Source organism: Chryseobacterium sp. SG20098, from assembly GCF_031844745.1.
Classification (GTDB): Bacteria; Bacteroidota; Bacteroidia; order Flavobacteriales; family Weeksellaceae; genus Chryseobacterium; species Chryseobacterium cucumeris.
Genome location: NZ_CP134622.1, coordinates 4,133,566 through 4,156,863, shown reverse-complemented (window position 1 = coordinate 4,156,863; position 23,298 = coordinate 4,133,566). Strand labels below are relative to the sequence as shown.

17 protein-coding genes are annotated in these 23,298 nt (G+C 35.5%); 14 read left to right on the top strand and 3 right to left on the bottom strand.

Features of this window, described 5'->3' with window-relative positions; translation table 11 throughout:
- Positions 1-42 precede the first annotated feature (42 nt).
- From nuoH to RHP76_RS18970, 12 genes are all read left to right on the top strand, one after another.
- Positions 43-1,107 carry an NADH-quinone oxidoreductase subunit NuoH gene (gene nuoH, locus RHP76_RS19025; RefSeq protein WP_311228804.1) on the top strand — a complete coding sequence of 355 codons (1,065 nt, stop codon included), beginning with the start codon at positions 43-45 and terminating at the stop codon, positions 1,105-1,107.
- Positions 1,108-1,229: 122 nt separating this feature from the next.
- A complete protein-coding gene (locus tag RHP76_RS19020; RefSeq protein ID WP_040996950.1) occupies positions 1,230-1,787 on the top strand; it encodes a NuoI/complex I 23 kDa subunit family protein in 558 nt (185 codons plus the stop codon).
- Positions 1,787-2,284 carry an NADH-quinone oxidoreductase subunit J family protein gene (locus RHP76_RS19015; protein WP_311228803.1) on the top strand — a complete coding sequence of 166 codons (498 nt, stop codon included), beginning with the start codon at positions 1,787-1,789 and terminating at the stop codon, positions 2,282-2,284. Before RHP76_RS19020 ends, RHP76_RS19015 begins: the two co-directional genes overlap by 1 nt.
- A gap of 4 nt (positions 2,285-2,288) precedes the next feature.
- Positions 2,289-2,618 carry an NADH-quinone oxidoreductase subunit NuoK gene (gene nuoK, locus RHP76_RS19010; protein ID WP_002983557.1) on the top strand — a complete coding sequence of 110 codons (330 nt, stop codon included), beginning with the start codon at positions 2,289-2,291 and terminating at the stop codon, positions 2,616-2,618.
- A gap of 2 nt (positions 2,619-2,620) precedes the next feature.
- Positions 2,621-4,534, top strand: coding sequence for an NADH-quinone oxidoreductase subunit L (nuoL, locus tag RHP76_RS19005; protein WP_120233372.1), 1,914 nt, complete (start codon positions 2,621-2,623; stop codon positions 4,532-4,534).
- A gap of 2 nt (positions 4,535-4,536) precedes the next feature.
- Positions 4,537-6,030, top strand: coding sequence for a complex I subunit 4 family protein (locus RHP76_RS19000; RefSeq protein ID WP_062675590.1), 1,494 nt, complete (start codon positions 4,537-4,539; stop codon positions 6,028-6,030).
- A 16-nt stretch (positions 6,031-6,046) separates the two neighbouring features.
- Positions 6,047-7,426 carry an NADH-quinone oxidoreductase subunit N gene (locus tag RHP76_RS18995; RefSeq protein WP_120233371.1) on the top strand — a complete coding sequence of 460 codons (1,380 nt, stop codon included), beginning with the start codon at positions 6,047-6,049 and terminating at the stop codon, positions 7,424-7,426.
- Positions 7,427-7,580: 154 nt separating this feature from the next.
- Positions 7,581-8,609 (top strand): LysM peptidoglycan-binding domain-containing protein, encoded by a 1,029-nt coding sequence (locus tag RHP76_RS18990; RefSeq protein WP_288443681.1) that lies wholly within the window; start codon positions 7,581-7,583, stop codon positions 8,607-8,609.
- Positions 8,606-9,457 (top strand): DUF4280 domain-containing protein, encoded by an 852-nt coding sequence (locus RHP76_RS18985; RefSeq protein ID WP_311228802.1) that lies wholly within the window; start codon positions 8,606-8,608, stop codon positions 9,455-9,457. Before RHP76_RS18990 ends, RHP76_RS18985 begins: the two co-directional genes overlap by 4 nt.
- Positions 9,458-9,886: 429 nt before the next feature.
- Positions 9,887-11,722: a hypothetical protein gene (locus RHP76_RS18980; protein ID WP_183037460.1), complete on the top strand. Its 1,836-nt coding sequence runs from the start codon at positions 9,887-9,889 to the stop codon at positions 11,720-11,722.
- 87 nt (positions 11,723-11,809) lie between these two features.
- Positions 11,810-12,868 (top strand): SH3 domain-containing protein, encoded by a 1,059-nt coding sequence (locus RHP76_RS18975; protein WP_183037459.1) that lies wholly within the window; start codon positions 11,810-11,812, stop codon positions 12,866-12,868.
- 309 nt (positions 12,869-13,177) lie between these two features.
- The gene (locus RHP76_RS18970; protein ID WP_062675592.1) at positions 13,178-15,490 is read left to right on the top strand and encodes a GAF domain-containing protein; all 2,313 of its coding nucleotides are present in this window, start codon (positions 13,178-13,180) and stop codon (positions 15,488-15,490) included.
- Positions 15,491-15,503: 13 nt separating this feature from the next.
- Here RHP76_RS18970 and RHP76_RS18965 read toward each other — a convergent pair whose 3' ends face one another.
- Complete coding sequence (locus RHP76_RS18965; protein ID WP_311228801.1) at positions 15,504-16,427, bottom strand: bestrophin family protein; 924 nt, start codon at positions 16,425-16,427, stop codon at positions 15,504-15,506.
- Between the two features lie 17 nt (positions 16,428-16,444).
- Positions 16,445-17,620, bottom strand: coding sequence for a Pycsar system effector family protein (locus RHP76_RS18960; RefSeq protein WP_288443675.1), 1,176 nt, complete (start codon positions 17,618-17,620; stop codon positions 16,445-16,447).
- A gap of 26 nt (positions 17,621-17,646) precedes the next feature.
- On the opposite strand from RHP76_RS18960, the gene RHP76_RS18955 reads away from it, so the two are divergent.
- Positions 17,647-21,363: a metallophosphoesterase gene (locus RHP76_RS18955; RefSeq protein WP_311228800.1), complete on the top strand. Its 3,717-nt coding sequence runs from the start codon at positions 17,647-17,649 to the stop codon at positions 21,361-21,363.
- 314 nt (positions 21,364-21,677) lie between these two features.
- Positions 21,678-22,400 carry a hypothetical protein gene (locus tag RHP76_RS18950; protein ID WP_120233364.1) on the top strand — a complete coding sequence of 241 codons (723 nt, stop codon included), beginning with the start codon at positions 21,678-21,680 and terminating at the stop codon, positions 22,398-22,400.
- Between the two features lie 85 nt (positions 22,401-22,485).
- Here the strand turns inward: RHP76_RS18950 and RHP76_RS18945 are convergent, their stop codons facing one another.
- On the bottom strand, positions 22,486-23,298 hold the full coding sequence (locus tag RHP76_RS18945) for a hypothetical protein (protein WP_311228799.1): 813 nt from the start codon (positions 23,296-23,298) through the stop codon (positions 22,486-22,488).

Genomic DNA, 23,298 nt, shown 5'->3' with positions numbered 1-23,298 from the left:
AATCTGACATCTAGCATCTGACATCTTAATATCTAAATAAAAATGGATTTACTTACATTTAAACTTATACTTGTACTAGCACTTTTCCTGCTATCGCTGACGATTGCAGCCTACTCTACCTGGGCAGAAAGAAAAGTAGCCTCTATCATGCAGGATAGAATTGGTCCTAACAGAGCCGGACCATTTGGATTGCTGCAGCCTCTTGCTGACGGTGGAAAGTTTTTCTTCAAAGAAGACTTTACGCCTGCCAATGCAGAAAAATTCCTTTTCGTATTAGGACCAGCGCTGGTAATGTTTATTTCATTGATTACAGGAGCTGTGATTCCTTGGGGTAAAAGTTTAAATATTGCAGGTACTTCTTTTGATCTTCAGGTAGCAAACATCGATGTTGGTGTACTTTTCATCATCGGTATGGCTTCCATCGGGGTTTACGGAATTATGATCGGAGGTTGGGCTTCGAACAACAAATATTCATTACTAGGTGCTATCCGTGCTTCTTCTCAGATGATTTCTTATGAATTGGCGATGGGATTAGCACTTCTTTCTATCATTATGATGTCTGGAAGTTTGGATTTAAAAGAAATCACTGAAAGTCAGACAACCGGAAAATTATGGGGCGTTATTCCTTGGGTTTCTGGATTGAACTGGAACATTTTCTACCAGCCGATTGCATTCCTTGTTTTCTTTGTAGCTGCTCTGGCAGAAACCAACAGACACCCGTTCGATTTACCTGAGTGTGAATCTGAATTGGTAACAGGATACTCTACAGAGTACTCTTCCATGAAGTTAGGTTTATATATGTTCGGAGAATATGTGAACATGTTTATCTCTAATGCTTTTATGGTTGTCCTTTTCTTCGGAGGTTATAACTATCCTGGTATTGAATGGGTAACTCAGAACTGGGGTGAAAACACTGCAGGGATTTTAAGTATCGTAGCATTCCTTACGAAAACAGTAATTGGAATTCTGATCTTCATGTGGATCAGATGGACACTTCCAAGATTCAGACATGACCAGCTAATGCACTTAGGATGGAAAACACTAATCCCTATGGCATTGGTAAACCTATTAATTACAGGAGCTGTAATTTTAGCGTTTGGAAATTAAATTATCTAAACCTAACAGGTTTTTGAAACTTGTTAAGTGTGTGAATATTGAATATTAAAAATTAAGATAACAGACAAGATTAGTCTAAAATCTGGTGTCTAACATCTAATATCTATAATTAAATGAAACTTACAAACAGATCAAAAGTTGTTTCCAATAAAGAAATGACCCTTGCTGAAAAAATCTACCTTCCTGCGATCTTTACAGGGATGGGGATTACATTTAAGCATGCTGTAAGAACCGTGATAAAGGGTGCTCCCGCAGTATATTCATATCCGGAAGTACAGAAACCAAGAACGACTATCTGGAGAGGTCAGCACGTTTTGAAAAGAGACGAAGAAGGCAGAGAAAGATGTACAGCTTGCGGACTTTGTGCGGTAGCTTGTCCTGCAGAAGCCATTACGATGACTGCTGCTGAAAGAACTAAAGAGGAAAAAGGTCTTTACAGAGAAGAGAAATACGCTTCAGTATATGAAATCAATATGCTAAGATGTATTTTCTGCGGTATGTGTGAAGAAGCTTGTCCTAAATCTGCCATCTATCTTACTGACAGATTGGTAGACGTGGAAACAAACAGAGGTTCTTTCATTTACGGAAAAGATAAATTAGTTGAAAAAATAAATGAAAGGATTGATATCACGACAAGACAATCCGAGAAACAAAAAAATGCGGTAAAATAATGGATCAGTTTTTATTTTTCTTGGTGGCGTTTTTAGCAGTGGCAAGTGCTGTTTACTTTGTATTTGCAAGAAATCCTCTTTATGCTATTTTGTCATTAATTGTTACGATGTTTTCAATTGCCGGAATGTACATTCTTCTCAATGCACAGTTCCTGGCAATCGTCCAGATTATTGTTTACGCAGGTGCCATCATGGTACTTTTCCTTTACATCTTAATGATGCTTAACCTTAATAAACAAGACGAAAGTAAGAAGAACAATACTTTAAAATTTGTTGGAGTTTTTACGGCAGGTCTTCTTTTGGTAGGTGTATTAGGAGTTTTCAGAGGAGTAAAAGACAATCACATTGTTGTTGAAAATGTAGACAGAGGGGTAGGTCTTACGAAAAATCTGGGTAGACTTTTGTTTAATGAATATGTTTTACCGTTTGAGCTTGCTTCCATCCTAATTCTGGCAGGTATTGTAGGCGCGGTATTAATCGGTAAAAAAGATTTATAAAATTATGGGAGAAGTAAATACATTTATACAAAGCATCCCTTTGGACTACTTCATCATTCTTTCATCAGTATTGTTCTGTCTGGGAGTAATGGGAGTATTGCTTAGAAAAAATGCTATTGTGATTCTGGGCTGTGTAGAGCTTATGCTGAATTCTGTAAACCTTTTATTGGCAGCTTTTTCAGCGTATAAAGGCAACGGCGACGGACAACTTTTAGTTTTCTTCATTATGGTGGTAGCAGCGGCTGAAGTAGCAGTAGGTCTGGCAATTATTGCGATGCTATATAGAAACACCCGTTCTGTAGATGTGAGTATATTTAATAAATTAAGAGGATAAGAATGGAGAATCTAGTATATGCAATAGTACTTTTACCACTTTTAGGGTTTCTTATTAACGGGCTGTTCGGGAAAAATCTTCCAAAAATATTGGTAGGATCTCTGGCTACTGCTGTAGTTTTTGGATCTTTCTGTATTGCAGTAAGCCTTTTCATGAATTTCAATTCTGAAAGCCAGCCTGTTATTGTAAAAGCTTTTGAATGGTTTAGAGTCAATGGAGTTCAGATTAATTTTGGATTCCAGATTGATCAGCTTTCTTTAATGATGGTTATGATCATTACGGGTATCGGTTCACTGATCCACTTATACTCTATCGGATATATGAGTCATGATAAAGGATTCTACAAGTTTTTTACTTACCTGAATCTTTTCATCTTCTCGATGTTACTTTTAGTAATGGGAAGCAACTACCTTATCTTATTCATCGGATGGGAAGGTGTAGGTCTTTGTTCTTACCTGTTGATCGGATTCTGGTATACCAACGAAGAATATGGTAAAGCAGCAAGAAAAGCTTTCATCATGAACAGAATTGGTGACCTTGCGTTATTGATCGGTATCTTCATGATCGCTTCTCAAACCAATGCTGTAGATTATCTTTCTGTAGCAGAAAACGCTTCAAAATTTGAATTAGACGGAACAGTGATTATCTTTATCACAGCGAGTTTATTCATCGGTGCTACCGGTAAATCTGCTCAGGTTCCATTATATACATGGTTACCGGATGCGATGGCGGGACCAACTCCTGTATCAGCGTTGATCCACGCGGCAACGATGGTAACAGCAGGTATCTATTTGGTAGTAAGATCCAATTTCTTATTTACTTTAGCACCAACTGTACAGGGAGGAATTTTATTCATCGGGTTCTTAACTGCTGCTTTGGCAGGGTTCTATGCACTACGTCAAAACGATATCAAAAAAGTGTTGGCTTATTCTACAGTTTCACAGCTTGGATTTATGTTCATCGCTTTAGGTCTTGGAGCCTATACAACAGCAATGTTCCACGTAATGACGCATGCATTCTTTAAAGCATTATTATTCTTAGGTGCTGGTTCTGTAATCCACGCAATGAGCAACGAACAGGATATGCGTTTCATGGGAGGTCTTAAAAAATATATTCCTCTTACGCACGCTACATTCCTTATCGGAACATTAGCCATCTCAGGTTTCCCTTTATTATCAGGGATGATCTCCAAAGACGAAATTTTAGTAGCAGCTTTCGCTAAAAACCCTGTTTACTGGGTAATCTTATTTGTTTTAGCGGCAATGACTGCAACGTATATGTTCAGACTATACTACCTGACATTCCACGGAGAATTCAGAGGTACTGAAGAACAGAAACACCACTTACATGAAAGCCCGTCAAATATGACATTACCATTGATCGTATTGGCTATTCTTTCTGTAATCGGAGGTTTTATCAACCTGCCACACTTTATCGGTCATGGGCATTATGCCAAACTGATGGAATGGTTAAAGCCGGTTCTTACGGAACAAAGCTACAGCCAGATGGAAGCTACTCTTTCAGGAGTACCTTTCAATACTGAAATGATCTTATTAGCAGCTACAGTCTTGATGTTTTTCACTGTATGGTTCATCGTTAGAAATACTTATGTAAGTAAGAAAAAGATGGCTGTTGCAGAGGAAAACTATACTGGATGGGAAAAGCTTTCTGCTAAGAAATTATACGTTGACGAACTTTACAACGCATTGATTGTAAAAACTGTTGAAGGATTAGGACGCGGAGGAAAAATGTTTGATAAGGGTATCTTAGACCGTTTTGTAAACTTTGTAGGTGATGGTGCTGAAGACAGCGGAAAAGCTATGAAGCGTGTACAGAACGGAAATGTAGAGACATATATCCTTATCATGTCTTTAGCGGTGGGAATTATATTAATTGTTAACTTTTTATTACAATAATAATGTCTTGTTTGTTATTAACATTATTACTATTACCTCTAGTAGGTTCGGGATTAGTTTTTGCCTGGAAGAATAATTCCAGCAAATATTTGGCGCTTGGAATTGCATTGGTACAAATGCTCCTTACGTTCTACGTACTTTCGGATTTTGATTTTACTCCGACAGTAGACAGCGTATTGCAGCATGAGATCAATTATCCATGGTCACAATTTATGAAGAGCTCTCTTCACTTCGGTATCGATGGAATGAGCATGCTTCTTTTATTACTGACCAATATTCTGGCTCCAATCATTATTTTATCATCTTTCAACGAAAATGTAAACTATAGAAATACATTCTACGGACTGATTCTATTGATGCAGTTTGGTCTAGTAGGGGTATTCACTTCTTTAGACGGATTGTTATTCTACATTTTCTGGGAAGTAACTTTGATTCCAATTTGGTTCATTGCCGGACTTTGGGGACAAGAGAATAAAAGGTTTGAATTCACTACGAAATTCTTCGTATATACTTTCGTGGGATCATTATTTATGTTAGCCGGATTGATCTATGTGTACAACCACTCTGCATCATTCGCTTTAACAGATTTATATAATGCTCAGCTGAATGAAGTACAGCAGACTGTGGTATTCTGGTTTATTTTCTTTGCTTTTGCAGTGAAATTACCGGTATTCCCTTTCCATACATGGCAGCCTGACACGTATACCTACTCTCCTACTCAGGGATCTATGTTATTATCAGGGATCATGCTGAAGATGGCAGTATATGGTGTAATGCGATACTTACTTCCAATCACTCCGCTTCCGATTGCCGGAATTTCCGGACAGATCGTAATTATTCTTGCTATTGTGGGAATTGTTCATGGTGCATTGATTGCGATCATCCAAACGGATATGAAGAGAATCATTGCGTATTCATCTTTCTCTCACGTAGGATTAATGGTAGCAGGGATCTTCGCTTCAGCAGTAGTTACTTTAAGAGGAACTTTCAATGTAGAAGGAGCTGAAGGAGCTTTGGTACAGACATTTGCTCACGGTATCAACGTAGTAGGTTTATTCTACTGTTGTGATATTTTATACAAGAGATTTAAATCAAGAGACATCAGACAAATGGGAGGTTTAGCTAAAGTAGCACCTAAGTTTGCTGTATTGTTCCTGATCATTATATTAGGTTCAATGGGAGTTCCATTAACCAATGGATTCATCGGGGAATTTATTTTGTTGAAATCGGTTTATGATTTTAACGGAACAGCAGCAGTAATTGCTGGTCTTACGGTAATTCTTTGTGCGGTGTATTTATTAAGATTCTACGGAAAAGCAATGTTTGGAGAAGGCGATGAAGCCGTTTTAAGTACAGCAAAAGATTTATCAGGCGTAGAATTTTCTGTATTGGCAAGTTTAGCGGTTTTTGTGATTTTACTAGGTATTTTCCCACAACCGGTAATCGACATGGTGAGTAGTTCGGTGAAGTTTATCTACCAATCAATGGTAAGTTAATTTGATATTTTAAGAAATGAGTGTTTTAATTATTGTTTTCCTAACGGCAGTTATTGCGTTATTTTCAGGAGTTTTTGAACAAGGAAAATTCGCAAGATACATTGGGATTTTGGGATTAATCATCGCATTGTACGTAAGTTTTATGCCGGAATGTTCGTTTTTCGACCATTACAAGCATATGTATGAGTACAGTGACAATACCGCATTATTCACTAAAATATCAATCGTAACAACATTATTGTTATTCTTCCTGGGCGGTTTTGCTTTCAGCAACCACAGAAGCCACCAGTCAGAATTATATGCATTGATGCTATTCGCATTATGTGGAGGGATCATCCTTTTCGGATACCAGAACCTGGTGACGATGTTCTTAGGAGTTGAGATCCTTTCTATTCCATTATATGTAATGGCTGGAGCTAACAAAACGGATTTAAGATCCAACGAAGCTTCTATTAAATATTTCCTTATGGGTGCATTCGCAACAGGTTTCTTACTGTTCGGGATTGCGTTTATCTATGGAAGTGCAGGAAGTTTTGATCTGTACAAAATCCACGACTTTGGAGTAGCAAATGCTGGAAATGTAATGTTCATCTTAGGAGTATTACTAATTCTTTGCGCATTGGCATTCAAGGTAGCTTTAGCACCTTTCCATATGTGGAGCCCTGATGTATATGCAGGTTCTCCTTCATTAATCACAGCTTTCATGGCGAGTGTGGTAAAAATCTCAGGATTCTTTGCCCTGTTCAGATTGATGACGCTTGGTTTCGCTGGGGTTACTCACGAATGGATTAATGTTTTAGGGGTATTCTTAATCATTACATTACTTTTGGCAAACGTTATGGGTCTTGCTCAGACGAATGCAAAAAGAATGCTGGCATACTCTTCAGTATCTCACGCAGGATATATCGGATTGGTATTCTTCGGAATGACAAGTCTTTCTACTTATAACCTTGCCTTCTATCTGTTTGCTTACTCTTTATCTACAGTAGGAGTTTTCATGTGTCTGATCTGGGTAGAGAAATTAAAGAGAGAAACGTCTTTCGGAGCTTTCAAAGGATTGGCAAAAACAGAACCTTTATTAGCAACAGCAGCAACGATCTCAATGCTTTCAATGGCAGGAGTTCCGTTAACAGCTGGTTTCATGGGGAAATTTGCTTTATTCTCCCAGGCGATGAACGGTGCTGCATTCTTAGTACTGGTAGCTGTGTTAGGTTCTGCCCTATCCATTGCCTACTATCTAAGACTGATCATTGCGATGTTCTTCTTTAAAGAATCAACATTCAAATCATCAGAAAAAGTAACCCTTACTTACAACATTATTGCAGTAGTGGTTATTGCCCTGATTATCATCCTAGGAGTTTTCCCGGATATGTTTGCAAGAATTTTCGGGTTGTAAAACGACCTTATTATAAATGATATTAAAACCTTCCATTTAATGGGAGGTTTTTTTGTTGATATAATTACTTTAAAATTTATTTATCACTTATCGTAGAATTACTACAGTTTATCTTTTTGAAATTTTATAGATTTACATTATTTGAAAAAAATTGATGATGAAAAAAGATTTTATCAAATATAAAGTGAAGCCAGATGATAGCCTCAACTCTATTGCATTTCGTATGAATATGAACAAACACGACCTAAAAGAGTTTCATAATCAAAACTGCGGGAAGATGGATAAGTTGTGGTTTGAAAGCCTGAGGGGAGTCGATTTTATTTTGATACCTATAGCCTATGTTTCTAAAGAAGAATATGAAGACCTATTACAAAAAAGACTTCCTTCAGCCCAGGATTTAGCTTCGCTTCACGCTGATGAATATAATATCACAGAAAATATACAGCAATTCAATAAAAATGAATTAACATTTAATTATAAAGTTAATATTGAAATAGATCAGAAGGCAACCCAGATTATTGCAAAAAAGAGACAAAAAAATTTCAAAAAAAACAACTGCACACCAGATGACAAAGTAAGTTCCCTTGCGCTAGCTTGTATGGAAACAGTCTCTCCCATTCCATTTATTATATCACCTGATGGAAAAATTTCTTCATTTGCCAATCATAAAACTTTAGTACAAAAATTTAAAGATAATCAAACAGCTATCAGAGATTTTTTTACAGGTGCGCCTTCAAAAGCCTATATTGATTTATTCTATGAAAATATCTCAAATGAAAAATATTTTCTAAAAAAGATAAGCTCTACCTTATTAAATAAAGTATTATTTCCTGATATAAATTGGTTTAGCAGAAAATCAAGCTGGGTAGAACGTTTCAAAATATACCCCAATTCTTTTCCCTTGAAATTTGATTTTAATGCCGAATATTTCCATGAAAATATAGAATATGTTGAAACAGTTATTAAAGGAATAATTGCAGAGAATTGCAGTCTTCAGGAATTAATAAAAGGATCTCGTTTTGAAAACGAAAAACAGGAAGATAGTATAAACGCCAGCATAGAAATACATTATTTCACAAATAAATTTACTAAACAATTAGCGGAAGCAAGTGCCACAATATGTATTTGTCATAGGAATGAACTATTTTATAAACACCACTTAAATCTAAAAACACAAAAATGAAAATTTATATCACAAAGAACAATGATACTTTTGCCGATATTGTCCAAAAGTTCAATATAAAAGATGAGAACTACTTAAAAACTTTTCATAATCTTTCATGCCCCCAAAATGATATTATACATGGAGAGTTAAAGGCAGGGAAACAAATTTGTATTCCTGAAGACCAAGAGTTTTTAGCTAATGATAAAAGCATCAGACCGAACGAAGATAAAAATTCTGATATGCAGAAAAGCAATACTAAAACTCATCCTGATAATAATGAAAGTTCAAACGAAGATTCATCTGCGGGAGAGTTAGGCAATACTTCTTCAAAAAATCAAAAAGAGACTAAGAAGACTGAAGAGGAAAATAAGGACTCCAACGAACATGATGGAAAATATTTCGTTATTCAAAAAGGTATATGCCAATGTAATCAGGGGTTCAAATTTCCAAGATTTAAAGTGACAAGTCATCAAAAACATTACTGGAATAATGCAGAAGGTCAAGATGATTATTTGGCTGTAACAGAAGATGATTTACAATTTGATCCATCTGTGCAACCTTTCGGTCAATGTAAACTAAAGCCGAGTTCTGGAGGATATCTACCTTGTACCTATGCTCCCGCAGGAAAATGGCAGAAAACCTATGAAAAAGTGAAGGTAATGGGGAAAAGTTGTCTAACAGAAATTTCTGAATTGATGTGCACTACCGGCGGAAAAATTACGGTCCTGAAGCATGGGCAACAAAACGGAATCAGCAAAACACAGATTGCCAATGCTGATTCTCAGGAACAGAATATTTATAATCCCATAGTGAACATTGATGAGCTGAAAGAAGAGATTGATAATGAAAATAGTTATGCACATTAAAATTATAAGGCAATGTCAAAAAAAGGTGTAGCAAAAATAACAGGTCCCACAAATCCACAAATTGGTGCTTCGGCATCCTATTCAGTTACAGAATGGTATAAGGAAACTCCTGCCAGCCAAAGAAATGGGAATAATGTCACTTGGGAACTCTTCAGAAAAAGAAATAATGGAAGTTATACTTCTACCAATATTAAAAAGAAAGGGGCAACGGGGACATTTACTTTTGAAGAAAAAGCTCTTGGACAGGAATTCTTTGTAGAGGGGTATCTGAATTCTCCTGAAAAAAAAGGCAATACCATTATTTACATAAGACCCACGAAAGGAGCACCTAAAATTATATCATTAACGCTCCTTGACAGCAATAAAAAAAAGATTACAATAAAACCTAAATATGGTCAGACCATAGTTGCGGAAATAAAAACGCAGAATATGTTTAAAGAAAAGCTGATTTTACAGGTTTGGGAACGAGACACAACAGCAGACACCGGACACAACAAAGACGAAAATACACTACTTTATGAAAAAGAAATTGCAGTTAATGCTAATGGAGTAAATGATGAAAATATAGTCCTTACTGAATTGATGATGAAAAAAGCTCAGGGAAGTGGAATATCTTTTATGATAGATGGAGGAGAACATGAATACTATTTGGTAGTTAAACATAATAATATTTCCACCTTCAGCCCACAAACAGTTCAGGTTCTGAATCAGATCATTGCGGTAAAAGGAAATGGCATCAATCCTCCACCGGAAAACCCCGAGACCGCCAGCAATGTGGGACAGGATCCTAATCAGCAAGGTTCTGAAGGGAAATGCCCGAGGTGTGAAAAAGATTTCACTTGGGATGAGATAAAAGAAATATTTGGGGAAAGTGACAAAACTTTCAGAATGGATTGTGTCAATTGGATTAATAAATATAAATTAGATTTTGGAATAAATACATGTGCAAAAAAAGCTCATTTTCTAGCTCAAATTGCAGCAGAAACCCATTTTAGAGAAAAAGAAATGGCAGAAGGAAATGTAAAATATATTCCAAGAAATATTCGCAGTGGTACTTTTGGGGATCGCGGTAAACTATTGGATAAAAGAGGACAGATTGAAGAATTCTGTAATGAAAGACCCGATCAAAAAAAGTTATTCAGTTTTTTATATGCGGCTGAAAACGGGTTTGGTAACGGCAATGGAAATGAAGCCAGCGGAGATGGCTTTAACTTCCGGGGAAAAGGCTTGATTCAATTAACGGGCAAAGGTAATTACAAATCTGCAATGGGTTTGATTAAAGAATATGTTCCCGCAAAAATCTACAGCGAATTAATATCTTCGGAAAAAAGGATAAAGCATTTTGATAAATTTGAATTTGAAGAAAACAGAAAACAAAAAACTATAAAAGATGTAGATCTATTTGATTTTATTACTTACTATGACATGCCCACAGAGCCAAAATATGCTGTTCTCAGTGCATTGGCAGACTGGAAAGGTAAAGGGCTGAGTAATTCTACATTAATGGTTAATGATGTAAAAAATGTAAGACCTGTTAGAAAAAAAATAAATGTAGGCTTAAAAAATCTGGATGTAGCAACTGATTTCTTTAAAAAAAGTGTGTCTCATTTAAAAGTAAATGAATGTACATTAGGAAAGAACAAATCAACTTCCACTGAAAAAGGGACAGTAATTTTAGTGTCTGGAACCGATAAGAGAAGTGAAAAAGATCCAGCGCAAAATATATATTGGATCATGTACCAGACAACAGTCTACAAAGATATTACGTTGGCAACATTCAAAAAACTTAAAGGAGAAAATAAACTACCTAACCCTGACTATACAACATACTTAAGTAGAGATACACATCAAACTTATTCCAAATCTTCTAATGAAACCTTTAAACATTCTGATAAAAGATTTGGAAAATATAATGAAATTCCCCCTGGTGAATACTTCCTAGTCCCAGGTTTAGATAGTCAAAAATATTTAGTTTATGTAATTGATTCTGAATCAAAATCTGCAGGTGATGAAAATGGAATAAATGGACCTGATGGGGCAAGAGGAGGGGTTGCACTGCATCATTATTGCCCACGCTTTTCAGTAGGTTGTTTCACATTCAATTCTGGAAAAGACACAACACCTGTTAAAAACTTTGTTAAAGAAATACCTGATTTAAGTTTAGGAGATAATAGACCTGTACATTTTATTGTTGAGCCGCGTCAAGTAAAAGAATCACAATGGGATAACCCAGCATATGGAACTACAAAATGGACAGGAATTTAAAATAAATTAGTAATGAATAAGAATCTGCCACAAATAGTATTATTAATATTCACATTATCATGTGGACAAAATAAAACGAACAAACAAATGAATTCACAAAATAAAGCTCCCTATAACCTGATTGAAGAAGGTGATAACACTAAGTTCAATTATGATAATCTTTCACCAGATATTATCAATTACGGAGCTAAATCTTTAGAAAACTTCAATTATAAATTTCCTGATTCTGAATTGTTTTCCAAAAGAATATCAGAAGTTTACGGGGTAAATATTGATGAATATACCAATAGGATTGTCTCCCTGAGAATATCAGATTTTCCGGAAGTTGCTATAAAAAGTAAAGCATATATATTAGTACAGGATAGCGATTCTGATGCTAAATATTCTATCACGCCAGATATTTTATATCAGTATAATAAATTTATTATTTATAAAGATAAAACGGCGTTAAAAATCCTGAAAATGAGAGATCCTTATCTTACAAAAGATCTGGTTTTATATTATGGATATAATGAAGATAAAGATCTTGTAAGTTTTGCTTTCAAAGATTTCGATTTTTCAAACACAACATCTTTTCATGAATTAATCTTCGGAAGAAAAAATAAAAATCAACAATTTGTGCTTAGAAGCGGTATAGTGAATGACATTGAACAGATTGTTTATAAAGGCAAAACAAAAGAGATACTTTCTGAAGCAAAGGAAGGAAACGGATATGATTCATTGGGAGAAATTCTCAATATGATGTATAAAAATCAACTCGACTATGCAGAATGTGATAAAAGTATTGCTTTTTTATGTGAAAAGTCATTAAATGTAGGTGATATTGGAGATGTTCAGAGTTTTATCAATAAAAACAAAGGCTTTATTAAAAAGTTAGAACACAACAGTTATTATGGTAATGAAAGATTAAAAGTCTTTTGTGAAAACTTAGAAATATTCAATGGTCCGGACGACAATAAAATAATTAATGACCCTGACGGGTATACCAATTTAAGAAAAGATAAAAATACCACTTCAGAAGTTTTACAAAAAATAAAATCTGGTGAACAGGTAAAAGTTTTAGATGACAGTGGAGATTGGTGGCTTGTGGAAACAAAAGATGGCAAAAAAGGTTATATTCATAAAAGTAGAATAAAGAATGAGTAATACGTAATAAAATATATTTCGGTTAGTAACATTTAGACGATTTTCCCTTCTTTTTCGCCATTGTCAACATTTTAACTATAAAGCTTTTCTATAGTCAATGGAAGCTTTTATTTTATTAAAAATGTATTACCATATAAAAAAGCTCAGATATTTTTATAAAAAGAAACAGAGATTCACTAAATTTAATATTCTTGTTAATAATTTCACTATAAAACAAAAATAAAGTGATAGAAAAGGCTATTTTCAACAATTAATAACAAATTTATAAATAGTGATTTTTTCATAACTTTACTCTAAATTTTTCAGCTCTTGGCTAATCTCTATAAAAAAGACTCTCCCTTTCAGGTTTATATATCATTCAAAAAATATTTGGATGTTCTGGAACATATCCGCTATAATGACAGACTGGAATACAGAGTGAACTACGCAGAGTCTTTGATTGAAAGCACAAGAAACTTTAAAGAGCTCAGAGAAGGCTTCCAGGATACTGCCCTTCTTGAAAAATACGAAGACCTGATCAGACTGCTTCTTGCGGATCTTTTCCCAACAGGCCTTACCAAGAACGAAATAAAGGCGGCAAGCATTCCGCTTTCCAATATCACCTTCAACTATACCGAAAGGTTTAAGGATATTCTGAAAGATGCCGGAAAAGACTTTGAAATAGAACTCAGAAATATTTCAGATAATGAATTTTATGTGTTCTGCTGTTGTCTGATTCTTCAAAGCTACTTTAAAAAAGATATTAAAAGTACGCTTCCGTTTTATTATGATATTCCCAATAAGCAGGGAATCATGAAACATTATAAAATTACGGTCAATTCTGACTTTACGGAAATTACTCCTACAGAAGATGCCAAAATTCCATCTGATGATATTCTGGATATGCTTTTGGAAAATCTGGATGATTTTAAACTCTGGAAAAAGTATTTCCCTTCTCAATCGTGGATATTAAAAGGATTTACGATTATTTCACTGGTAGACTGTACCTCTGAAGTCGCCCTTTCCGATCTGAAATCAAGCATGATTGAAATTGATCCGGAAAATATGAATCCCAACGAAAATCTTACGGAAATTTTCAAATCTTACTTTGATGTTCCGGAATTGAGCTTCGGACTGATGACTTTCAATAAAAAGGAACAGAAGCTGGATAAACTCCCGATTTATGAGAGTCTTCTTACGAATCATATCCTGGATTTCTGGATCAATGCATTTGATGAAGAAACCCGTAAGAGTACCTTCAATAATTTAAATCATAATTCAAAACCTGTAGTTGTCTCCAATGTAAACAACCTGGACGAAAATGTCAAGCTGCTTCCTTCCTTCAGTATTTTAAAGGATAATAATGTGAACAGCTTCATGGTAATTCCTATCATGAAAGATGGTGAGCTTCTTGCAATCATGGAATTCACCTCTCCTATTGCCGGAAGTTTCAATGGCTTAAAGCTTAAAAAACTGGAGTTTTTCACTGATATGGTTCTCTTCTCTCTGAACAGATTTTATTTTGAGAAAAATTACCAGATTGAAGCCATTATCCAGCGTGAATATACAACCATCCATGACAGTGTGGTATGGAAGTTCAGAAATGAAGCTGAGAAATATTTTACAGCATCGCTTGGAAAGAAAATTTATACTTTAAAACAGATTGCATTCAAAAATCTGACACCTTTGTTTGGGGTTTCAGATATCCGTTCTTCTTCTGAAAAACGTTTTAATCTGATGCTGCAGGATCTTAATCAACAAATTGAATGGCTGAATGAAGTTTTGACACTCACCAATTCCGATTCGGAAAAATTTGTACTGGCACTGGATGTTTTTGAGAATGAGATCAACAATGAGATCAAAGCTGATACGGAACAACGTTTTCAGAGATTATTAAGGGAAGAAATTCATCCTTTTTTACAGGGAAAACTGGAAGTAAGAACCTCCAGAGAAATAAAAACAAAAATCAAAGACTATTTTTCACACATCTTTACTTCTACGGATCTGTTTTATCACCACAGGAAAAACCTTGATGACTCTATCACGCTGGTCAACCGAAAACTGGCAGATATGCTGGACGAAAGCCAGGTAAAAGCACAGGAAATTTTCCCGCATTATTATGAAAGATTTAAGTCTGATGGCGTAGAGCATAATCTATATATTGGTTCTACCATCGCTCCTGAGCTGCACTATACTTCGAAAGTAGTTCACAAACTGAGATACTGGCAGCTGAAAACCATCTGTAAAATGGAGCTTGAATTTCAGTCGTTCAAAAAGTATCTTCCGGTACCACTTGATATTGCTTCACTGATTTTCGTCTATAATGAAAAAATAGACATCCGTTTCAGAATGGATGAAAAACGCTTTGATGTAGATGGAGCTTACAACTCCTATTATGAGATTATCAAAAAACGTCTGGACAAAGCCCATGTGAAAGATTCTTCAGAACGCATCACTGCTCCCGGAAAGATCACCATCGTTTATTTCGGCATGGAAAACCAGAAAGAATACCTTGACTACATTTCCAAACTGCAGAAAAAAGGAGTTTTACAAAATGATATAGAATTTTTAAGAGTAGAAGACCTTCAGGGAATTACAGGATTGCTGGCATTGAGAGTATCATTTACACTTCCGCAGGAATAAAAATAATGCTTATTTAATCCACAAAATAAGTATCCGGCTTCTTCAATTCCCCTTGAGGAATTCCTGCCTGCTCAAAAATAGAAAACTCAATCGTACGGCAGATGCTGTTTAAAGCAAGATCATTTTCCTCTTCACCAAAAGGTTCTCCAATCTCCTGAATAATAGCATCAAGAGCAATAAAGGTGTAGCTGATCAATAAAACGATTAAAGGCATCATCCATCCCAAAGTATCTACCAGCCCAAAAGGAAGCCAGAAACAATATAGATAAACGGTACGATGCAGCAAAACACTGTAAGCAAAAGGTAATGGTGTATTGTAAATCCTCTCACATCCGCCGGAAATATTAGAAAACTGGTTCAGCTGATGATCCATGGAAGTCATGACAATGGTATCAATATTTCCTTTTTTATTCTGTTCGCTAAGCCAATCTGCAATAAAGCCTAAAATAATATTGGGAATGAATTTTTTATTCTTCACCAGTTCCAGTTGTTCGGGCGAAAGCAGTCTCTCAAGATGTTCTGTACCAGATTTATCTCTCAGCTGAAAGTTCAGTGACCATGCAAATGCAGAGATCAGCTTGATGATTTTCTCTTTTTCCTCTTTAGCTTCAGGCGAAGAATCGTTTACCAGCGATAGGATCTGTCTTGTAAGGGATCTGGTTTCAATGACCAGTAATCCCCAGAGTTTCCGGACTTCCCAGAAACGGTCATAGCTTGCAGAATTACAGAATCCCATAAAAATGGCAAGAGCAAGTCCTATTAATGTAAAAATAGTAGGATTGAGATGTACTTTATAATCAAAAATTTTTCCTTTGAAAAAATAGATAGCCAATGAAAACAGCGTGATAATGGTAAGCTGAATAACAATTTTCTTCAATACGGAGCCTCTCCATATAAATAACATTTTCAGCCAGTTCGTACGCTGTCGGACTATCATTTGTATATGTTTATTAATTAAAGACTAAGAAAAGCCGCCCCGAAAGATAAAACGGAAATAATAATTCCTGCCATAAAGATCTTATAGGTAATGGATAAAAGCTTGTATTTCCTGTTAAGAACTTTCCCCAGGTAATACAGATCTTTCACCATAGAATCATAGATATAATCCCTATCCTTAATGAGGTCTTTCATGGCATTGTTATAATCGTCAAACAACATCTGCTGAAAGTTCCCAAAGAACAGCAGGTTTACTTTTCTGTTGGCGATATCCTCAGACGTAAAAGTTGATTTTGTGACATTCGGTTTTGTGGACAGAATCGCAAATATGATCGTCAATACGCTTGATAACAATAATATGAAACTTGGAAGAATCAGATGTGAATTTTTAGGAGCATCCAGCTTCGGTACTAATACAGAAAGACAAACTGAAATAATAATGGCATTTACCGATAAAAGAATATTGGCTTTACTGTCTGCAATATCACTTAATCTTGTATGATTGTTCAGTGTAACTCTGAATAGGGTATCTACACTTCTGTCTGATTTTTCCTTTTCTTTTTTACCTTCCGAAACCTCCTTTTTATTTTCTTTTTTCTCCTCTTCTTTTTCCAGCTTCTTCTCGATTTTTTTAATATTTTTCTTTTTCAGCGGTTCCCAGTTTTCTTTAGCATAATCCGTATAAAAAGTATGCTTATTTTTCAGCATGTCCAGATTTCCGGCATTCCATTCTTCATTGGAAAAACATCTTACATTGGTAAGTTCCCATTCTTTTCTCAAAGCATCAGAAATATCACTGTAATCATGGCCTGCAAAATGACTGAAATCGGCATCCTTTACGATTTTTTCCAGTAAGTTCTGAGGTTCATAATGAATTTTGGTAGCTAGAATCAGTTTTTCAACATCTGTAATATAGTTTTCAGGATAGTTTTGCTCGTGTAAAAAGGCTTTCATGACCTCTACACTTCTTTCCTCGTGGTTCAGCGCACATTCTATATACCCTGTATCATGAAACCATAATGCAACGAGTACCTTCTCCTGATCCTCTTCAGAAACAGGAGTGTTTTTCATGATTTCCTCAGCCTTATTAACTGTATAGGCAGTATGGATAAAATTATGATAAAAATATACTGAAGATAACTTATCTTTGAATAAGATTTCAACATAATTTTTAGCTTTTTGTAAAATGCTCATCCCTGAAATTTTGTTAATGTAAATTTATGAATTTATCCTTTAAAACTCATCTAAAAAATACTTCTATTGTTCTTCGAACGGTAATGTCCGCAGGAGCCCTTTATTCCTGTGCTACCTATAACGTGCAAAAGGGCAAAAACTTATTTGAAGTAAAAGATTCCGAAATAAAATCTGAAAATGATTTTAAACTCTTTCTGATTGGAGATGCAGGAAACTCAGATGAACCTCAGGCACAAAAAACACTTAATTTACTGAAAAGTAAGCTGGATTCTGCCAACAGTAACTCTATGCTGATCTTTCTGGGCGATAATATCTACCCCAATGGGATGCCTAAAGAAACAGATAAAGATTACGCCACAGCGAAACAAAAACTGGAAAACCAACTCTCCATTACCAAAGATTTTAAAGGGAAAACCCTTGTGATTCCGGGAAATCATGACTGGTACAGTGGATTGGAAGGATTGAATACCCAGGAAGGGCTGGTTAAAAAATATCTTGATGATAAAAAAGCATTCCTTCCTAAAAATGGCTGTCCTATTGATGACATCAACATTTCTAAAGATATCAAACTTATTGCTATTGATTCGGAATGGGTGATCGCCAACTGGGACAATTATCCTGGAATCAACAAAAACTGTAATATCAAAACCCGTGAAGATTTTTTCACAGAGTTTAAAGATCTGATCATTAAAAATCAGGGGAAAAAAATCATTGTTGCCCTACACCATCCCATTATCAGCAGCGGAACACATGCAGGATTTAACTCTGCAAAATCTCATCTCTTTCCTTTAAAGAGTAAAGTTCCTGTTCCTGTAGTGGCAAGTGTCATCAATATATTAAGGAGTTCCTCAGGCGCAAGTCCTGAAGACATTAATAATCAACATTATGCAGATCTGGCCAACCGATTGAAAAGTATTGTTCAGGATAAGGAAAACATTATTTTCGTATCCGGTCATGACCATAATCTGCAATATCACGAAGATGGAAATTTAAGACAGATCATTAGTGGAGCAGGTTCTAAAACAGATCCTTCTACCATTGTAGAAAAAACAGACTTTTCCTACGGGGGCAGTGGCTTTGCGGTTTTAAATTTCAGAAAAGATGAAAGCACAGATGTGGAGTATTTTTCTACTAAAGATGCTCAGCTTCAAAAATTGACTCATATTTCCGTGATTTCCAAACCGGATGTGTTTGTCAATAATTTCCCAAATTCTTTTCCTGCAACATTCTCTTCAACTATTTACCCGGTACCGCTTACCGAAAAAAGAAAGTTTTACCGTTGGCTTTGGGGGGATCATTACAGAAGATATTACGGAATTCCCATTGAAGCTCCGACGGCTAATCTTTCAGAATTGAACGGAGGATACATTCCTTTTAGAGAAGGTGGAGGAAACCAGTCCAACAGTTTGCGATTGAAGTCTGCAGACGGACAGGAATTCGTGATGCGCGGCGTGAAAAAAAGTGCGATCCGTTTCTTAAATAATATGGCTTTCCAGAAAAGTACACTGGGAGAAGAACTTGCAGATACGTATCCTGAAAAATTCTTACTTGACTTTTATACCACCAATCATCCATTTACACCGTTTACCATTGGGAATATGTCTGAAAAACTGGGCATTTTCCACAGTAATCCAAAACTGTACTACATTCCTAAACAACGCGCTTTGGATAGATATAACGAAAATTACGGGGATGAAATGTATATGATTGAAGAACGTTTTTCTTCAGATCCTAAAACATTGGCTTATCTTGATAATGCAAAAGATATTGTTTCTACCGATGATGTATTAAAAAACCTCAGCAAGAGTAATAAATATTCTGTTGACAGAGAATCTTATATCAGAGCAAGGTTATTTGATATGCTTATCGGAGACTGGGACAGACATTCAGACCAATGGAAATGGGCGCAATATGAAGAGGGTGATAAAGTGATTTATAAACCCATTCCAAAAGACAGAGATCAGGCATTCAGTAAATATGATGGAGCAGCCTTTAAAATCATTATGAATGTTCCTGCTATCCGTCATATGAAAACCTTTACAGAAGACATCAGCAGTGTAAAGTGGCTTGCTATGGAACCTTATCCGATGGATCTTGTATTCTTAAAAGGTTCAGATCAGAATGAGTGGGAAACCCAGGCAAAATATATTCAGGAACATCTTACGGATGCGGATATCGATGATGCTTTCCATAACCTCCCGAAAGAAGTGCAGGATGACACCATTGCTGAAATCCAGAGAAAACTGAAAATAAGAAAAACAAAGCTACAAAGCTATGCAGCTCAATACTATGATGTATTGCTGAAAAAAGTTCCTTTGGCAGGAACGGTAAACCCTGATAAGTTTGTCATCACCAAAAACGGACATTCTGTGATGGTACAGCAATACAAGCTTGGTAAAAATAAAGACCAGAATGAACTTGTTTTTGAAAAGACGTATCATGATTCGAAAACAAAAGAATTATGGATCTACGGACTTGAAGATGATGATACTTATGTAGTAACAGGAAGCGGAAGTCCTAAAATGAATATCAGACTGATTGGCGGATATAACCATGATACCTATAACGTTGCGGATGGAAGAAAAGTGAAAATCTATGATTTCAAATCTCAGAAAAACACTTACAATTCCGGAAATGCAACCAAAAACATTACGGATGATTATGACATCAACAGCTATAATTATAAGCACCCCAAATATAATTCCGTTGCAGGATATCCAAACCTGGATTACAACCCGGATGATGGTGTCATTGTAGGAGTTTTAGCTAATTATACGGTGAATAATTTTATCCGTGATCCATTTACTCAAAGACACAGTTTAAAAGCTAATTTTTATACAGCAACTGCAGGATTTAGCCTGACTTACAAAGGGGTATTTAAAAAGGCAATCTCAGGTTGGGATATCAATCTTGATGCATTTTATACAACTCCGAGGTTCTCTCAAAACTTCTTTGGACTTTCCAATGAAAGCGAGTATGATAAGGAGGATACAGAACGAGAATACAACAGAGCCAGAATATCTAAGTTTAACTTCGCTCCCTCTATTTCTCAAAAGAGCTGGATGAACCTCAGCCATCAGTTTCAACTGACTTTTGAAGATAATAAAGTACAGAGAAAAGCTGACCGTTTCATCAATCAGTCACCGGATGTCAGACCTGGTGTATTTAACAGCCAGCAGTTTGTGGGAGCCAATTATACCTTTGGCTATAAAAATGCAGATAATGCAGCCTTCCCTACTCTTGGACTGGAATTTATGCTGAATGCAGACTGGAAAGCAACACTTTCTGATTTTAATAAGAATTTCGTAACCGTAAAAGGAAAGCTTGCCATTGACCACAGGATTGATAAAAAGGGAACATTTGTGTTCGCTAATTCCAGCAATGTGATGTGGATTAATAATAATAATTTTGAATTTTATCAGGCTGCAGCTATCGGAGGTAATAATGGAATGAGAGCCTTCAGAAATGAAAGATTCTCAGGAAGATCCTATTTTACCAATAACTCAGAAATCCGATGGGATTTTGGACGGGTAAGAAATAATATTGTTCCTGCAAACATGGGAATTCTTATCGGATATGATATCGGCCGTGTATGGAATGACAATGAAAACTCTAGAAAATGGCATCAGTCTGCCGGTGCCGGAGTATGGCTGAGTATTGTGGAAATGATGTCTGCAAGGTTGAATTATTTCTATGGCTCAGATGGTGGAAGAATTTCTGCCGGAGTGGGAATGAAATTTTAATCTGATAAATTAAAAAAAAACAATTCTCATTTTCGAACAGGTAGTGCAATCCAACACTCAACATAAAACACTGTTTAACAACATATTAAACTATTTAAAATAAAAAATTTGAAAAAATTTCAATTTTAATAAAATTTAATAATTCAAATTTTCAACTCACATTTTTTACTGATAAAATAAATATGGCCTTTAATTAAAGGCCATATTTTCAGCTATATAAGTCAAAACCAGACATAGTTCAATATGATTATCAATTCCTTAAAAAATAGACATTTTAAAAACATTTTATATTTGTGGCAACAAAAAATCAACAAATGATGAAAAAAAAACTATTGTATATGGCTTTATTTGTCATGTTCATTCAGTTAAATGCACAGATAGGGATTAAGACACCGACTCCCCAACATACATTGCATGTCAACGGTTCACTGCAGGTGGTTAAAGATCTTAATGTGGGTGGAGATGACAGAACAAAGGGAAATTCCGGAAACAAAGGTGAAGTTTTAATGTCAAATGGAGCAGGTAATGCACCTGTTTGGAAAACAATTGAGTCAGAAAACTTTCTAAAGGTGGTTTATGTTGGAAACAAAACAGACATCAGCCCAGCCAGTGGAAGTTATACAGGTACGCATTCTACACCAGTCAATACCCATGAAAGTTATTCACAGACCTATGTTTTTAATGTGAGTAATAAGATCGATACGGCTTATTTAACTTATAATTCTACAACAGGGCTTTTCACAGTAGTAAAACCTGGATTTTACAATATTGTTCCTTATGCTACTTATGATCTTAATTTAAACCCATCAGGACAAACTGCAGGAACAGCTAACTCATACATACAAAAAGTTTCTCCTGCACTCACAACGTTAGCAGGCATATCTACGGGCCATGGAGAGCGTACAACGGGATTGAATCATAATCTTTCCTCCATTAACTTTTTCAATGCAGGAGAAACATTCAGAATACGCTGCCGTTATACTCAGAACTTCAGATTATCCAGCGGAAATATTCATATCTCTTACCTTACTCCCTAAGCACTACAAACGTCAATCACTTCATTAACATTTCATATATTTAAAAACCCCACATAATTTCTCTTGTGGGGTTTTATTTTATCTTTTATGGAAATGGAAAGTATAATAATACCTGGCCACTCTGATCATAATTATAAGTCCATTTTGATTTGGATATTCCTGGCTGCGGAGGTATTCCTGTATTAGGGTATTCAGCATATTCAATCACTGATTCTTTAGCCCTGAAATTATTTTTTGATAAACTCTTTTCATAAAAATCATCATTAATCAGAAACAATTTCCTAAATGGATTTTTAGCATTGTCAAAATCTGAATACACAGTAGTTGTAAGCTGCTTATTCTTACCTCCCGCCTTTTCTAATGTTTCACTTTTAGAAAGATTACTATTTCCATCGAAATAATACGTTGTAAAAAGTTCCTGATAACCACGTTTAGTATATACACTTATTGTATTGGATCCATAGGTATAAGTCCTTGACATTTCCAGTTCGGCAATAGTTCCATTCTTATAATACTGTTCAGCCTTAACAGGTCTGTTATTTTCCATAAGATAAGACGTTGTTCTATACCCGGAAGTCGTTTCTGATTCAAGATAATCTACCTGTACCTTATTGTTTGTATAAGTTAACTGGGTAATTACATCAGGATCAAAAAACTGGAAATTTGCTGTTACAAAATAGTTCCTTCCAAGCATTTTCTGTAAACGTCCGTTTTCATAGAAAAACTGATAGTATTTTTCCGGACTGCGTAGTGTTGTGCGCTGATCCATCTCGAAAATATATCCTTTATCAGGTTGTAAATCTTCAGTTTGATTTTCATTTACAGTTATAGATTCATCATTAGTACTGCTACAAGAGGAAAAACTTAATACCAAAAAGATATAAAATATTTTTTTCAT